This is a genomic window from Phenylobacterium sp. (assembly GCF_030697925.1).
GTDB lineage: Bacteria > Pseudomonadota > Alphaproteobacteria > Caulobacterales > Caulobacteraceae > Phenylobacterium.
The window spans coordinates 25,776-42,057 of the sequence record NZ_JAUYOJ010000091.1; the positions used below are offsets into that span (position 1 = coordinate 25,776).

The window sequence follows — 16,282 nt, forward strand, 5'->3', positions numbered from 1 at the left end:
ACAGCACGAACGCGCAGCTTCACCGACCGTCGGGGTCTGCCCTGTTCGTGTCGTTCGTGAGGTTCATGGTTCGAATCCGGCTTCGCCGGCCAGATCGGACCCCTACGCCGCGTCCAGCGCCCGGCTGACGTCGCGGACCAGGTCGCCGGAGCCTTCCAGCCCGACGCTCATCCGCACCCAGCCCTCGGTCAGGCCGATCTCCAGGCGCTGTTCCTCGGGCATCGAGCGGTGGGTGGTGGTGGACGGATGGGTCGCCATCGATTTGGCGTCACCCAGGTTGTTGGAGATGTCGACGATGGCGAGCATGTCCAGGAACCGCCAGGCCGCCTCGCGGCTCCCCAGGTCGAAGGCCACCACATTGCCACCGCCGCTCATCTGGTTGGCGATGATCGCCGCTTGGGGGTGGTCGGGGCGGCCGGGATAGATCACCCGCTTGGCCTTGGAATGGGCGGCGATGGCGTCGGCCACCTTGCCGGCGTTCTCGGTCTGGCGGCGAACGCGCAGCTCCAAGGTCTCCAGGCCCTTCAGCAGGACCCAGGAATTGAAGGGCGACAGGGCCGGGCCCGTGTGGCGCAGGATGTCCTTGTAGCTTTCGGTCATCAGCGGCTCGGCGCCAAGGATCGCCCCGCCCAGCACCCGGCCCTGGCCGTCGATATGCTTGGTGGCCGAATAGACGACGATGTCGGCGCCGAGCGCCAAGGGCTTCTGGAAGATCGGGGTGGCGAAGACGTTGTCGACAACCAGCTTGGCGCCGGCCGCGTGGGCCACATCGGCCACCGCCCCGATGGCGGTGACTTCCAGCAGCGGGTTGGCCGGGCTCTCCACCAGGAAGGCCTTGGTGTTGGGGCGCACCGCGTTCTTCCACGCCTCGATATCCGTGGCGTCGACGAAGGTCACGTCCACCCCGAAGCGCGGCAGCCACTCCGAGACGATCCAGCGGCAGGAGCCGAACATCGCGCGCGCGGCCACCACGTGGTCGCCGGCCCGCACCAGGCCCTGCAGGGCCACGTGCACGGCGGCCATGCCCGAGGCCGTGGCGCGGCAAGTCTCGGCGCCCTCCAGCAGGGCCAGGCGATCCTCGAACATCTGGGTCGTGGGGTTGCCGAACCGCTGGTAGATGAAGCCTGGGTCCTCGCCCGAGAAGCGCCTGTCAGCGGCGCCGGCGCTCTCATAGGCGAAGCTCTGGGTCAGGAAGATCGCCTCGGAGATCTCGCCATAGGGCGAGCGGGCCATGCCGCCCCGCACCAGCTTGGTCTCCTGCTGCCAGTCGCGCGGATCTTCGGCCATGGGGGGTCTCCAGTTCAAACAGGGCACGGCCTTCTACCCGGCGAAAACGACCGCCGCCACAGCGGAAAAACTGTCGCGGCCCGCAGGCGAACGCGGTCTGCGCCTTGCCAGACTCGTAGCGGGCGGCGAGTGTCGCCCCGATGACCGACACCCCATCCAAGGACGCCGCCGGCATCCTGCCCTGCCAATCCATCGACGACCTGATCGCCAGCGGGGCGATCACGTCCGTCCTCCCCTTCGACCATGACCAGGTCCAGCCGGCCAGCCTGGACCTGCGGCTGGGCGCGCGCGCCTGGCGGGTGCGGGCCTCCTTCCTGCCGGGCCTGGGCCGCACGGTGCCCCAGCGCATCGCCGACGTGGCCATGCACGAGCTGGACCTGACCAAGGGCGCGGTGCTGGAGCGCGGCTGCGTCTATATCGCCGAGCTACAGGAGGGCCTGGCCCTGCCGCCGGGGGTGTCCGCGCGGGCCAATCCCAAGAGCTCCACCGGCCGGGTCGACGTCTTCGTGAGGCTTCTGACCAACAATTCCGTGGCCTTCGACGACGTGGCCGAGGGCTATGCCGGCCCGACCTATATCGAGGTCGCGCCCCAGACCTTCTCGATCCTGGTTCGGACCAACACCCGGCTGAACCAGCTTCGCCTGAAGCGGGGCGTCCCGCCCAAGCTCTCGATCCGCAGCGTGGGGGTCGAGCTCTCTGACCTCACCGACGGCATCGCCGGGTTCCGCGGCCGCCGCCACGCCGGCGTCGTCGACATGGACCATGTGGACGGCCACGACCCGAAGGATTTCTGGGAGCCGCTGTTCCCGCGTCGGGGCGAGCTGCTGCTGGACCCTGGCGAGTTCTACATCCTGGCCTCCAAGGAGGCGGTGGAGATCCCGGTGCTGCAGGCCGCCGAGATGACCCCCATCGACCCGTCGGTCGGCGAGTTCCGCGTCCACTATGCCGGCTTCTTCGACCCCGGCTTCGGCACCGAGGAGGCCAAGGCCGTCGGCTCCAAGGGGGTGCTGGAGGTCCGCAGCCACGAGACCCCGTTCCTGCTGGAGGACGGCCAGACGGTCGCGCGCCTGGTCTACGAACCGCTCACGGAGAAGCCCGCCCGGCTCTACGGCGACCAGGGGTCGCATTACCAGCGCCAGGGTTTGAAGCTATCAAAGCACTTCAAGGTCTGGTCGTAGGCTTCAGCCCCAGGGGGGCCTGTGGGGCGTTTATCGGCGATCTCGAGCGCCGTGGCGCTCCTCCTGAGCCTCCTGCCCGGATGGGCTGGCGCGGCCCCGGCCATGTGGCTGGCGCGCGACGCCGACACCGAGATCTACCTGTTCGGCGCCATGCATGTGCTGACTCCAGGCGCAGCCTGGCGCACGCCGGCCTATGACGCGGCGTACGACCGCGCGCAGACTATTTGGTTCGAAGCCGACCTCACCACCGCCGATCCGCCCGCCCTCGTCGAACTTGTCGCCCGCTACGGCGTCGACGATGGTCGCCGGCTCAGCAGCAAGCTCGCCAGTCACGACTTGAAGGCGCTGATGCCGCTGCTCGCGCGCAGCCGCGTCCCGATCGAGCGGATCGATCGCCTGCGCCCCTGGGTCGCCGCCCTGATGCTATCGACGCAGCCGATGACCCAGCGCGGCCGGACCGTGGAGGACGGCGCCGACCTCGCCGTCACCCGCCAGGCCAAGCAGGCCGCCAAGACGGTGCGGACCTTCGAGACCCTGGAGGACCAGATCCGGATGTTCGCGGGCCTCTCCGAACCGGGGGAGGTCCAGTACCTGGCCGACGTGATCCGCGAGCGTTCGGCGCCGGTCCGCCGCCGCGAGCCCTCCCTGGAGGAGGCCTGGATCGCCGGCGACATGACGCGGCTGGGCCCTGGCCTGGTGGACGGCATGCGCCAGGCCAGCCCCGAATTCTACGACATGCTGCTGCGCCGCCGGAACCTCGCCTGGGCGGAGACCCTGGAGCGCGAGATGGCCGCCCCCGGCGGGGTCCATCTGGTCAATGTCGGCGCCCTGCACATGGTGGGCGACGACGGCCTGCCGACCCTGTTGGCCGCCCGGGGCTACGAGGTCCGCCGCATCCAATAGTCAGGCGTCGGCGACTTCCTCCCGCCGGTAGATCGAGCGTTTGGGCGCGGCCAGCACCCGGCGCAGCATCGGTTCGAAGGCCTCCAGCGGCATCGACTCGTAGGCCGGGTCGAAGCTGTTCTGGTCGTACTGGTGGCAGAACTGGGCGGTGTACTCGAAGTCGGGATGGCCGCGGAACTGGTCGCGCATGTCGCGGTCCAGGCCCAGATAGTGGAAGAAGTAGTAGCCCTGGAAGATGCCGTGCTTGTCCATCATCCAGAAGTTCCGCTCCGAGACGTAGGGCTTCATGATGATCGCCCCGATCTCGGCGTGGTTGGACGGCCCCAGGATGTCGCCGATGTCGTGCACCAGGGCGCAGACCACATATTCCTCGTCGCGGCCGTCCTTGAAGGCGCGGGTGGCGGTCTGCAGGGAGTGCTCCAGCCGGGTGACGGCGAAGCCGCCGCTATCGGCCTCCAGCATCTTCAGGTGGGCCAGCATCCGGTCGGGCAGTTCGTTGCGATAGGGCGCGCCAGCCCGGCCGATGGCCATCCAGTCCTCGAGGGTGCCCTCGGTCATGGCGTGGAACTTGGCGGCGTCGGGGGTGGCGTCGTCGGCCATGGCGGCCTCCCTACGTTATCGTTGTTCAGGCCATGGTGCGGCGAGGGCGCGCGAAGGTCAACGAGAGCGCTTGGCCCCGCGCGATCTCCCGTCTATGTTCCGCCCCCGGCCGCCGCCCAGGCGGACCGCATGCGGGCGTAGCTCAGGGGTAGAGCGTCAGCTTCCCAAGCTAGATTTCTCGCTTCTCATAGCTGCTCATACCTGCACCAATCCCTTATCCCCGTTGACTTTTCGGTCTACGGATCCGCTCATGTGAGAACATGGGTTCTGGCTCTTGCACATTCGATTTGTGAGCCAGAAAGGAGCCAATTGGATGGCCCGACTTAAGTTGACCGAGCTCTCGGTGAAGGCCCTCAAGCCCACCGACAAATACGTGTCGTATATGGACACGACGACGCCGGGCTTCGGCGTTCGAGTTGGACTTCGTTCCAAGACCTACATCGTGGTGCGCGGTCGTGCTCGTGAGCGCATCACCATCGGGAAGTTCGACGAAGTCTCGCTCGCCGAAGCACGCGCGGAAGCGAAGCGGCTTCTCTCGACGGCGCCCGAACCGAAGGCCGCGAGCATGACCTTCGCCAAGGCCAGGGAAATGTTCCTAGAGGAGAACTATCAGGGTCGCTCACCGCGAACCAAATACCAGGTCAGCAGGCTTCTCAAGCTCCACTTCAAGGCGCTCGATGGAGGACAGCTCGCGGATTTGACCGACACTGACGTACAGCGCGCCCTCAACAAGCTCGCCGACCGTCCTTCCGAACAGCTGCACGCCTATCGGGCCGTGCGCACCTTCCTTCGATGGTGCACGCGGCCTCCGCGTCGTTTCATCAAGCACTCGCCGATGGAGGGTTATGAGCCACCCAGTCGGGACAATAGGGGCAGCCGGGTTCTGTCTGATGAGGAGTTGGTTGCCGTCTGGAACGCTGCAGAAGTGTTTCCGCGCTCCGTGTTCCGCCTGATGATGCTCTGGGGCACCCGGAACAGCGAGACGGTCTGTATCGCCCGCGAGTGGCTCAAGGACGGAATTCTGACCATCCCCGGAGCCCACGTGAAAAATGGCCGGGATCATTCCATCCCGGTCGCGCCTCTCGCCCAGCACGTGCTCGGCGGGTTCCCTTCGGGGAACGCCACGCACTTCTTCCCCGGCCGGTGGGGCGAAGGGCACATGACCCACCACGCCCTTCCCAAACTGAAGGCCGAGGTGATGGAGATGTCGGGCACAAGCGGCTGGCCAACATAGAGACGGTCGGGATCAAGCATGGTTGTTCTATTGAGCGCGAGAATCTCGTCACGTCGCGCTGGATCGCCAAGCAGAACCTTGGCGATCTTCACATCAGCTCGGTTCGCCGAGCCGTAATTGCGGCCGCGATGCTCAATGCCGATCTCTGGGCTGATCGTTCAGCCGCGGCAGCACAGGAACTCCTCGAACCCTACGTGCAACTGCTCGCGCGACTGCAGGGTAGTCGTCAACCAGGGCAATCAGCTCCCTGGGTGTTCACCACAAACTATGACCTCACGATTGAATGGGCCGCCGAGGCTCTCGGGATCCACATCGTAAATGGCTTCTCGGGACTTCATGACCGACGCTTTGCGCCCAACTCCACGTCCACACGGCTCGTCGTATGGGTGAAGAGGTAGGCGCGCAGGCCCCCGAGCACCGCGTCGAAGGTGACGACCGCGATCAGACCGATGGCCAGAACGTCCAGGGTGGTGAGCGAATGGTGCACCAGCACCTTGTCGATCACCACCTGGAAGATCATCGGCGTCGCGAGGGCGAAGAGCTGCAGGACAAACGAGGCGAGCAGAACCTCGCCCAGGAGACCGCGGTACTTCACCAGCGCCGGGATGAACCAGGTCACGTCGAACTTCGCGCCACCCGGCAGGTCAGCGCGGGTCGTCAGGAGGATCAGCTGACCTGACCAAACCTGGCTGAGTTCCTCGAAAGTAAGGCGCTGTGGGGCCGTTGCAGGCCCTTGCACGAGGACCGCGTCTTCCCGCACCGCGCCGATCAGGAAATAGGCTCCGTCCCGGCCCAAGGCGATCGCCGGAAGGGGCGTGTTCTGCAGCTTTTCGATGGTGACGCGGGTCGCCTTGGCCCGCGCGCCAAGCCGCTTGGCCAATCTGACCAGATCCGGCGGTTCGGTGGGGCCCGACTTGCCGAGCGAGTGTCGCAACTGGGCCGGGTCGGCGGAAATCTGATGGTGCCGAGCAGGAGGACCAGGCAGTGAAGGCCGCTGTCGGTCGCCGCAAAATTGTCATTGCCGCCGGCGGTATCGGCGGGGCGCGCGACCCCCATAATTGTAACGATCCCCAGAAGCAACTCTGGCGAGATTTACTCCAGGTTGAGACATCGGGCGAGCGGAATCCGGTGGGTGATTACCGCGCACCCCGCGTGGTCTAGCGGACGAAGGGCGGCTGGCAGGCCCGTGATCTGCGCCGGACGTTCCGTTCCAACATGGCCCGATTGAAGGTCTCGCGGGACGTGTCGGAGGTGCTCATCAACCACGCGCCTCCCGTTCTCGATGACATCTACGACCGGTACGACCGACTCGACGAGAAACGCGAGGCGCTCGCCAAGTACGAAACGGCGCTGATATGGTTGCTTGCTCGGGCTTAACCGGGCGTCGCGACGCTCTCTTACGGGAGCTCGCGATGAAGCTACTATCGAAGAAAACCGTTCGCGAAATAGTCTTGTACAGCCCGCAGCACATCGCCCGCCTGGAGGCAGCCGGACAATTCCCCATAAGGGTACGTCTGGGCACTGGAAGGGTCGGGTGGGTCGAACAGGAAGTGCTCGACTGGCTTCAGGAGCGGATCGACGCTCGATAGCAACACCGGTTCCTGACGGAGCCACTTAGGGACCAGCGCTACGACCCGCTGGTCCCTCTTTCGTGACCACAGGCGTCCCGACCCACTTACACGTGAACCCCCGCCCTCCGGCATGCGGACAAAGCCGGTTCGCGACCCGTTGCAGACATGCCGACCGAGCGTCGATACTAAACATCGCAAATCGAGGGGCGGCGATCATGAAGGATGCTTGCGACCTCTTGGCTGCCCAGGATTTCGATCTGAGGCCATGGAGCCGCGATGAGACCGGCCCAGGCGTCATCGCCGCGGTGCTCGCAAGGAACAAGGTGACGTCCTGGACGAGCATCGGGCGGGCGAGGATCGGCCCCGAGGCGGATCATCTCACGCCCAAGACCGTCTTCTATATCGCTTCGGTGTCGAAGCAATTCACGGCCGCTTGCGTGACGGCCTGCGAAGCCGACGGCCTCATCGATATCGACGCGTCCATCCGGGAGTACCAGGCGCGCCGAGGCGGCGTCCTTGAACGCCGCGCCGCGGGCGCAGCGACGGTTCGGCTGGCGGACGCTAATATCGCCAAGCTGGAGCAGACGATCCCGCTCGCGTCGCGGCAACGGGAAGCCTACGAGACCTTGGCGGCGAAAGGCTATTCGTCGAAGCTGCGGCTAATCCAAGAGCAGGAGCGCGCGGTGGCCCTGCGTCAGGAACTGCGCGCCGAGCAGGCCCGCCGAGACGAGGCCCTCGCCCAGGTCGCGTCCTTGAACCGGGAACTGGCCCAGATCGCGGAAGGGTTTGCCGGCCAGGCCGCCCTGGAACGGGCCGAGGCGGAGGCCATCGTCGCCACGCGGGGTGCGGCGGTGCGCAAGACCGACCAGCGCCAGGCGCTGCAAACCCTCACGGCGCCGGTCTCAGGGATCGTGCAGGAGGTGTCGGTGACCACCTTGGGTCAGGTCGCCGAGGTCGGGCAGACCTTGATCACCATCGTCCCCGACGGCGAGCGCCTGGTCCTGGAGGGTCTGGTCCTCAACAAGGACATCAGCGCGTTGCGAGCCGACGCCGCGGTCGCCGTCAAGCTCGAGGCCTATCCCTTCACGCGCTACGGCACGCTCAAGGGGGTGCTCGAACACGTGTCTCCCGACGCCGTCGTGGACGAAAAACGCGGGCTGGTCTTTCCCGCGCGAATCCGGTTGACGGGCGTCGGCGATGCAACAAATAGTAGAACAATGCGCCTCTCCCCCGGCATGGCCGCCACCGCCGAGATCGTGACCGGCCGCCGCAGGGTGATCGACTATCTGTGGTCCCCCATCGCCAAATCGGTGTCAGAGGCGGGGCGGGAACCATGACCGCCTCCACAGGCCGGTTTCGATGGACGCTCACCCCTGCCTTGCTGTCGGCGCTCACGTTGACGGCGTGCGCCAGCAATGATCCCGCGGCGGCCAGTTGCGGTGCTCAGCACATCTATCAGCCCGGCGCGCGGGCGGGCCAAGCCGGCCGGCTGTTGATCGTCCCCAGGCCATGTCCGACCGAACAGAAGCCCGCGTCTGACCGTGATCGACCGGGAGCTTCGTCGTGACGTTGACGAGAACCTGGCTGGCGGCCTGGACCATCATCCTCGCCTTGAGTAGTACGGCCATTTCCGGCTGCCGGGCGGAGGCGCCGTCGCAAGGGCGGGATCCGCCGCAATCGGACGCCAGCCCCGCGTGGAACTCGGTTCAGGGCATGGTGCGCGCCCGAGCCCTGACCGAAAACAGAGGACATCCGCCCTTGCATCTGTTCCGAAAGGGCGTGGCGGTGTCGCCCGATGGCGCGCTCTTCGTATCGGCGACCGCCGGCCGCCCGGTCAACGAACTCGATCTCGTCGACATCGCGACACGCAAGGGCCGCGTCCTCAGCCATCCCGAGCGGCGGATCGAACTCTCCCAACCCGCCTTTTCGCCGGACGGCAAGCAGCTGGCGTTCGTGGCCTCGCTGCCGTCCGACACCGGCGAGTATACCGGGGTATCGGCCATCTGGATCACGGACCTTCGCGGTCGCGCCGTTCGGGTCATCTCCGCCCCGGGACGTCTCTACGCGGCCCCGGCATTTTCTCCCGACGGGCGAAAGCTCGCCTATTTTCGGGACGTCCTGGCTCCGCCGGCGCCGGGCATGGCCAAGATGCCGCCCGAAAATCGCGCCTTGAAGCCGATGGCCCTTTTCGAAACCGATCTCGCGACAGGTCGCGAAGCGCGCCTGGCGGAGCAAGCCTATCAGGGCGGTCTCACAATCGCGTACGACGAGCAGGGCGGTCTCTATTTCCGATCAGGGCCCGCGCTGGTTCGGTCCGTCCGTGACGCAGACGGCGAGATCGGCTGGTCCCTGCCAAACCTTGGTCTCGGCCAGCGAGATGACAATCCGCACATCCATCTGAGCCACCTGTCGCGAGGCCGGGCCTTGCCGACTCGCATCGAGCCGTCGCTCCCGAGCCATCTGCTGACCGACAACGGCTATCTGGTCGGGACAGCGGCTAACGGCGAGCTACTCATTTCGAACACCAGGGGCTCCCTGGCCGAACCTGAGACCTTCGCGCAGATCGTGGTGCGTGTCGGGGCAAGCGGGCCGCAGGTCATCCTCGAAGATCATGAGCGCTTCCTCGGGTCCGTCGGCTCCGACGCCGCCGGCACGACGCTCGTCGCCTCCGATCTCGGCGCCATCTCCGAACCGCCTCTGTTTCCGCCGCGAGAGATCGGCTTCGTCGTCCAACGCAGCGGCATGAAGCCCCAGCGCTTGGGCCGAGCCGCGATCACCTTCGCCGACCCGCCGATCGTCCTCGATCCCTCCTTGCCGCCCAACAGCTAGACGCGGGACACGCGACCATGCCCCTGCCCTACTCGGCCGATGTCACGACGCCGTTCAACCGCATGCCCGCGGGCAAAACGACCGTGACCCTACCTGGCGGCGGGACAGGCACCATTAGCCGTGGCTACGAACCTATACCTCAGGTGTTCGGCTATTTCGGCGGCGGGGGTTATGCCTTCGGCGTACTGGAGAAGCGCAACCTGCGCATCACGAAGGCGACCTACGACAACTACTTCGCGACGACGCAGCCCGGTCCGTTCACCGTCACCTGGACCGACGGTTCGACCAAAGTGATCACGCTCGGAACAGATGTCCCGCTCTACGCCAATCTTCGCGCCACGGATCAGGCCTATTTCCACCACGACCTCAACAGTTTCGTATTTCTGCAAACCTGGAACGAATTGGATGTTCTGGGGAATCTCCAGACCATTCCCATTCAAGCTCTTGTTGACTTTAAGAATGTCCAACTCGATGTAAAGACGAGACTCCTCAACGCAACGCCGCTTGCGCCCGATTCTGCGTTGATGATCAGCAATCCCCAGGAATATCTCCGCCAGGGGAAAATATACGCTTCTGAACTCTATTATCGGGCCCGGTTGTTCGACATGCTGGGACTTGGCCTTCCGGTCCTCGACATGACGATCGCGGCACGCCGGGCGGAAGCCGCGGCCACGGATGGCGCGGGCCGCTTCTTAGATGGAACTGGCCGCTTCCTGAACGACCTCGAGGGCGCGGTCGTAAGCGGCCAGTATCAGAAGATGTCCGCAGGGGAGACCCTCGACAGCTTAACGCCGTTCGAGAAGGCCAAGCTCCGAGAATACTACGACTTCATGCTGGACAACGCGATTGATCCGGCGACCTACCAGATGGGATCGACCCTGGGCGGCATTTTCGGCTCGTCGATCGGAAGCTATCTGGGCGGCGGCAACCCGATGGTCCAGACGCTTTCGACCAGCTTCATGCAGACGATCGGGCAGAACCTGGGTCAGGCCATCGTGGTCGGCGGGTTCAACAAGCCGGTCCTACTGAGGGGTCCGAACGGCAGCGTCGAGCAGGTGGTCGATGCCGTGCTCGATGACTTCGGCCAGGAGTTTTTCACCAACCTCAAGACCGCTGCGATCGGCACAACTTCCTCTCTCCTGGCGATGGAGCTGGGCACGGCCCTGGGCATGAAGGGCTTCGGGGCCGAACTGTTCGGCACCGTCGGAGGCTCGCTGGTCGGCTCGGCGCTCTCGAACATTCAGAACTTCGGCGTCGACAACATCTGGAGCGGCTTCAAGGCCAACGAGCTCTTCTCGCAGCGCGTCCAGGTCTACAATCCGGACGGCACCGAGCTGATCGGGGCCGACGGCAAGCCGGTCACCCAGCCGGGCGCCGGCCTCTTGGTGGCCAATGCGGTCGGATCCTTTTTCGGCGCCAAGCTGGGCGCCCTCATCGTCAAGCCGCAGACCCAGGCAGCGGCCATGCTTTCGTCCCTCGGCGCGTCCGCCGGGGCTTGGGCCGCAATCTCGACATCGCTGGCCGGCACCATCTCTACGGCCCTCGGTGGGCTCAACACCGCGTCGCTCGCCTTCAATCTGATAGCGCCGGGAATCGGGTCGCTCGTCGGATTCGTGCTCGGCGCCCTGATCGGCAACCTCTTCGGCCGCAAGAAGCCTAAGGTGCCGTCTGCCTCCGCTGAGACCGTGCTGCAGGTGCCGTATGCCCGCTACGAACTCGGCACGATCACCTCGGCCAACAACGGCAACGTGGATCTCGTCACCTCGATGGCGGTCGCCGCCCGCGACACGCTGAACAACATGACCCGGGTCATCGCATCGAGCGAAGGGACAGGATACGTCTCCAACCTCAACGGCCTGGCGACCGACCAGCGCTATGGCCATACGGGGTCGGCACTTTACGTCAAGATCAACGGGGTCCAGACGAACTTCAGCTCCCCGGATCAGGCCATCGAATTCGGCACGCTCACGGCGCTCCGCAATACGAAGATTGTCGGGGGCCAGCTCCTGATGAAGCGGGCCCTGCTGAACAGCCAGGCGCCCGACATGCTGACGCTCTCGGGCGATCTCGACGTCGCGACCCAATACACCAAGTACCTATCGGACGCCGAGCTGATCAACCGCACGATCGAGGCCGAGCCGACCTCGGCGTTCACCGGGGCCTGGGCCGTGACCCTGTTGCGGGCGGCCGAGCTCAAGTTGGACCAATTCGCCGCGTCGGACTTCTATGGCGGCCTCCGCGGCTTCGTTGATAGCTTCCAGCCAGCCAGCGTCGGCGTGGCTTACGAGGACATCCAGGTTTCGACGCAAGGGTCGAACATTCAGTTCGCCGTCGCGCCGGCCGGTCTCGGGATCGGCCTGTTCGCGCCGCTCAGCGCCGCCGCGCCTGACGGCCGCTCCATCCTCCTTCCCTCAACGGAGTTCTTCGGCGCGCCGGGCGCCGGATATCTGGCCTGGGACTCCACCGCCAATATGGCCGGCGCGAACTTCAAGGACGCGTCGAGCGCAGGCGCCGGCCTGGTGATCGACGACTACGCCGTGGTCGGCGGAGCCACCTATTCCGGCGGCGACGATATCGCGGTCGGGTCGGCCTTCAACGACACCTTGCAAGGTCGGATGGGCTGGGACTGGTTGGACGGTGCCGGGGGCGACGACCTGCTGCTCGGCGGGAAGGACCAGGATGTGGCCCTCGGGGGCGCCGGCAACGACACGCTCTATGGCGATCTCGGCGACGACTATCTGTCCGGCGGGGCGGGGAACGACGTCCACTATGGCGGCGACGGCAACGACTCGTTCTCCGGGAAGGCCGGGAACGACACCATGTCCGGGGAGGGCGGCGACGACGTCTTCCTCGTCAATGGCGATGGTGGCGCGGTCTACGACTACATGGACGGCGGCGCCGGAAACGACACGATCAATTTCGAGCGCTTCGGGGCGGTCGCCGTCACCGTGGATCTCGCGTCCACCAGCTACTATGGCGACGCCTGGACGAGCATCGAGAACGCCACGGGCGCCGCCGGCGCCGACCAACTCACCGGAACGACCGGCGCCAATGTGCTCAAGGGCGGTGCGGGAACCGACACTCTCAACGGTCGAACCGGAGCCGACATCCTTGAAGGCGGCGCAGGCGCGGATTCGATCACCGGCGACGTGGCCGCCGATCTCACGCTCTCCTATGCGGGCTCGACGGCCGGCGTCGTGGTCAATCTGGGCACCCACGAGGTGTTCGGCGGCGATGCGGAGGGCGACACCTTCAGCAATGTCGACCATGTCACCGGATCGCGCTTCAACGACCTTCTCAAGGGCGACGCCGCGGCGAACCACGTGCAAGGGTTGGCGGGCGACGATTGGCTGCTCGCGACGGCGGGGGCCGACATCTTCGACGGCGGCGAGGGCCGCGACTTTGTCGACTATGCCGATGCCGCGGCGGGGGTGACGCTGAATATCGGAGGCTATACCGGAACAGGCTTTACCGACGGGTTTGGATCTGGCGGCCTCGCGGCCGGACACACCTACGTCAAGGTCGAAGGGGTGTCGGGCTCCACCTACGGCGACAACCTTTCGGCCGGAGACGGAGTCCAGGTCCTCATCGGCGGACGGGGTAACGACACCCTGGCTGGCGGCGCCGGCGCCGACACTTTCATCTTCAATCGCGGCGACGGCAGCGACGTAATTAACGAGGATGCGAATGGCTGGAATACGCTGTCTCTGCGCCAGGACATCCTCTTCCAAGATTTAATTATCGGCACCGCCGGCGGAGCGGGCGGCTATCTCGACATCTACGTTCGCGGCACGACCGACAAGGTGCGCATCGCCGGCAATTGGGCCAACGCCAATGTGCCGAAGCTGAAGACGCTGGACCTGGGCGGCGTCGCCAAGTTGGACCTCGACCAAGCCTTGAACGGCGTGGCGTCCACCGACAACAACGACACGATGAACGGGACCGCCGGCTATGGGGATCTGCTGTTCGGCATGAACGGCGATGACACGATGAAGGCCCGCAGTTCCGGCATCGAGCAAATCTCTCACGTCTTTGTCGGCGGCCGCGGCAGCGACCTCATGTACGGCTCGACCGGCGACGACAGCTATGGCGTCGATCGGGATTCCAGCGCCCAATTCGACTACATCAGCGATGCCGGCGGCGAGGACACCATTGTCTACGGCCCCAATGTGGCGGCCGAGGATCTCCTTTACGAGGTCATGAACGGCTCGCTCTATATCGGACTTAAGGACGCTGCCAATCCGAGTCTCACCGCCAGCCAGGTCTCCAACAAGGTCTTGGTCGGGGGTGGCGGGACCAAGTACCTCAACATCGACACCGGCCTCTCTCACTATGGCGACAACGTCGTCGAATTCGTGACGGCGGGTGGGGTCGCCATCGACCTGCGCAAGCTCGATCTGCCCTGGAACGTGATCGAGTATTCCAACTATCCCAACTACGCGCCGATCATCCTGGACCTGGACGGCGACGGGTTGGACATTTCCTCAATCAACGAGACGCGGGTCGTCGCCAAGACCGCATCGGGCGCCCTGTCACGGGTTGCCTGGGCCGGACCGAGCGAGGGCTTCCTAGCCGTCGATCGTGACGGCGACGGATCGATCAACAAGCTCTCCGAAATCTCGTTCACCCAGGACAAGACGGGCGCGAAAACCGATCTCGAAGGCCTCATCGCCTGGGACACCAATGCCGACGGTGTCCTGGACGCCAAGGACAAGGATTTCGGCAAACTCCTCGTCTGGACCGACAAGAACCAGAATGGCCGCTCCACGAAGGCCGAGCTCCAGAGCCTGAGCCAAGCGGGCATCACTTCGATCAACCTCAAGGGCCAGGCGACCGGCTACTCCGAGGATCTCACGGCCGAGAGCTTCGTTCAAAACACGCTCAGCTACACGACGAAGGATGGGAAGGGCGGAACCGCCTATGACGTCGCCTTGGCCCGGAGACTGATCAATTCCGAAGGGCTGTATGCCGGCGCCTACCAGAAGGAGTGGGGCGATCTGGACGAGGATGGCGTGCTTGGCCGTGTGACCAACGACGCCAAATCAGACGCCCGGACCAAGGCGGGAAAGACCGACGATCCCAGCAAGGGGCTCAAGGAGCGGACCCTAAGCTACGATCAGGTTGTCGCCGCCGCAAAGGTCGACTTCTCCGATCACGACGACATCGATCCCGTGACCAAGAAGCTTTGGGAGCACAAACTCGATCCGGCCAAGGCGGCCGAGTGGAAGGAGCAACAGAAGCTCAAGCCCACGGACCAGGCGATGATCGACGCTCTGGTCGCAAAACCCGCGTCGGCCGACCGGCCGAGCGAAGCCAAGCCCAAGGGCGCGTCGTCGGCTGCGGCGATAGCTTCGATCGAGACTGATCCGGGCGTCGGCGACAGCGTCGTCGGGCTGGCCGTCAACAACATCGCCAGCGTTGGGGGCACGCCCGCTGGGTTGCCTGCGGCCCGGATCGACGCCCCCGATGCGCCTTCAAGTCACGCCGGGGTCGAGGGCGGCATGGGCGAGGCGCCGACGAGCGGCGGAGCTGCTACGGGCTGGTGGCGGTCCGCGACCGCGGACGCCGGTTTCGGCCAGGGCGCGCTCGCCGCCCTGATGGCGGAGATGGCGCACGACGAGGTCGGGCCCGGCGAGAGCGCCACCTCGCCTACGCCGAACGCGGAATTCGCGCGCCGCCAACAACTCCTGCGCCAAGCGGTGGCGGGCTTCGTCGACGAGGCGGGCGGTCCGCCGGCCGTCTGGCGACATGGTGGCCAGGATTCCGAAGGCGGGGTATTGGCTGCGGGGTCATGGCACAAGCCAGCGGCCACCCATCGTTCTGTCGCGGCGCTCTAGCGCACGGAGACCTAATGTCAGCCCCCGAAGCTCCGACGGCTCAACCCCAGAAGACCGTGTCCCAGGTGCTTGGCGAGGTGACTTGGCTCATGACCCAGTCGCCCAGCCACAAGCAGCTCTTCATCGGGGACCTGGAATGGTTCTGCATGCCGGCCCTGCTATTGGAACAATTCCGAATCTACAACGGGCCGACCTCGCCTGCGGCCGTCGCACTCTGGGCCTATGTTTCGCCAGAGACCGAGGAGCGGCTCGAGGCTGGTGCGAACAGGCTTCGGCCCGATGAGTGGCAGAACGGCGATCGCGCGTGGCTGATCGAGCTCGTGGCTCCGTTTGGGGGACAGGCCGAGATTCTCGCCGACCTCGCCGCCACCGTCTTCAAGGGGGAGGCTTTCAAGTTCCACCACGTCAAGGACGGTCGGCGGACCGTCTCTACATTCAATCCCGCGACCACCTAATCTTAGAGTCTGACTCATAATGTTTCTGATATTGATCAGAGGGTTGCGAGGCTTCGGGTCATGAGCTGAACGGCAGCCATGAAGAGCCATGCGGTTGAGCTTTCGAGCGTGGTCTCGAAGTCCTTGGCCAGGCGCCGGTTTCGTCCGAGCCCGTGTGAACTCTAGGAGCAGAAGGGCCCAAGCGGCACCTACACACGACGACGGTGAGCACCGATCGCGGCCCGCTGGCGAGACGCCACCGCACCTCGCCTAGAGCGTGACCGCTCTTAGCTGAATCGGGATTCCGGATATCTGCGGATCATGATTCAAGGTCCAGGCTGGGCAGGAGGCCAGCTTGGATGGGTCGGCCGTATTCTCTGGATCTTCGGGATCGCGTGGCTCGGTTCGT

At 65.5% G+C, this 16,282-nt stretch carries 11 protein-coding genes and 1 pseudogene; 8 read left to right on the forward strand and 4 right to left on the reverse strand.

Annotation, left to right across the window (positions count from 1 at the left end; genetic code table 11):
- Positions 1–102 precede the first annotated feature (102 nt).
- Positions 103–1,287, reverse strand: coding sequence for an O-succinylhomoserine sulfhydrylase (gene metZ, locus Q8Q88_RS08470; RefSeq protein ID WP_305674756.1), 1,185 nt, complete (start codon positions 1,285–1,287; stop codon positions 103–105).
- A 140-nt stretch (positions 1,288–1,427) separates the two neighbouring features.
- On the opposite strand from metZ, the gene Q8Q88_RS08475 reads away from it, so the two are divergent.
- Positions 1,428–2,465, forward strand: a complete 1,038-nt coding sequence (locus Q8Q88_RS08475) for a 2'-deoxycytidine 5'-triphosphate deaminase (RefSeq protein WP_305674757.1) — start codon at positions 1,428–1,430, stop codon at positions 2,463–2,465.
- A gap of 51 nt (positions 2,466–2,516) precedes the next feature.
- Positions 2,517–3,368 carry a TraB/GumN family protein gene (locus tag Q8Q88_RS08480; protein WP_305674758.1) on the forward strand — a complete coding sequence of 284 codons (852 nt, stop codon included), beginning with the start codon at positions 2,517–2,519 and terminating at the stop codon, positions 3,366–3,368.
- On the opposite strand, the gene Q8Q88_RS08485 is transcribed toward Q8Q88_RS08480, so the two are convergent.
- Positions 3,369–3,968 (reverse strand): HD domain-containing protein, encoded by a 600-nt coding sequence (locus tag Q8Q88_RS08485; RefSeq protein ID WP_305674759.1) that lies wholly within the window; start codon positions 3,966–3,968, stop codon positions 3,369–3,371.
- Between the two features lie 313 nt (positions 3,969–4,281).
- On the opposite strand from Q8Q88_RS08485, the gene Q8Q88_RS08490 reads away from it, so the two are divergent.
- On the forward strand, positions 4,282–5,202 hold the full coding sequence (locus Q8Q88_RS08490) for an integrase family protein (protein WP_305674760.1): 921 nt from the start codon (positions 4,282–4,284) through the stop codon (positions 5,200–5,202).
- A gap of 334 nt (positions 5,203–5,536) precedes the next feature.
- On the opposite strand, the gene Q8Q88_RS08495 is transcribed toward Q8Q88_RS08490, so the two are convergent.
- Entirely contained in the window at positions 5,537–6,187 is a 651-nt protein-coding gene (locus Q8Q88_RS08495; protein WP_371129834.1) for a cysteine peptidase family C39 domain-containing protein, read from the reverse strand.
- Positions 6,188–6,614: 427 nt separating this feature from the next.
- On the opposite strand from Q8Q88_RS08495, the gene Q8Q88_RS24740 reads away from it, so the two are divergent.
- The 5 genes from Q8Q88_RS24740 (at position 6,615) to Q8Q88_RS08515 (ending at position 15,894) form a co-directional block, all read left to right on the forward strand.
- Positions 6,615–6,791 (forward strand): helix-turn-helix transcriptional regulator, encoded by a 177-nt coding sequence (locus Q8Q88_RS24740; protein ID WP_371129833.1) that lies wholly within the window; start codon positions 6,615–6,617, stop codon positions 6,789–6,791.
- A 197-nt stretch (positions 6,792–6,988) separates the two neighbouring features.
- The gene (locus tag Q8Q88_RS08500) at positions 6,989–8,110 is read left to right on the forward strand and encodes an HlyD family type I secretion periplasmic adaptor subunit (RefSeq protein ID WP_305674761.1); all 1,122 of its coding nucleotides are present in this window, start codon (positions 6,989–6,991) and stop codon (positions 8,108–8,110) included.
- Between the two features lie 226 nt (positions 8,111–8,336).
- Positions 8,337–9,602 carry a hypothetical protein gene (locus Q8Q88_RS08505; protein WP_305674762.1) on the forward strand — a complete coding sequence of 422 codons (1,266 nt, stop codon included), beginning with the start codon at positions 8,337–8,339 and terminating at the stop codon, positions 9,600–9,602.
- A gap of 17 nt (positions 9,603–9,619) precedes the next feature.
- On the forward strand, positions 9,620–15,439 hold the full coding sequence (locus tag Q8Q88_RS08510) for a calcium-binding protein (protein WP_305674763.1): 5,820 nt from the start codon (positions 9,620–9,622) through the stop codon (positions 15,437–15,439).
- Between the two features lie 14 nt (positions 15,440–15,453).
- A complete protein-coding gene (locus Q8Q88_RS08515; protein ID WP_305674764.1) occupies positions 15,454–15,894 on the forward strand; it encodes a toxin-activating lysine-acyltransferase in 441 nt (146 codons plus the stop codon).
- A 35-nt stretch (positions 15,895–15,929) separates the two neighbouring features.
- Here the strand turns inward: Q8Q88_RS08515 and Q8Q88_RS08520 are convergent.
- Positions 15,930–16,043: pseudogene (locus tag Q8Q88_RS08520) on the reverse strand (IS5/IS1182 family transposase); the annotation flags it as partial.
- Positions 16,044–16,282: the final 239 nt, after the last annotated feature.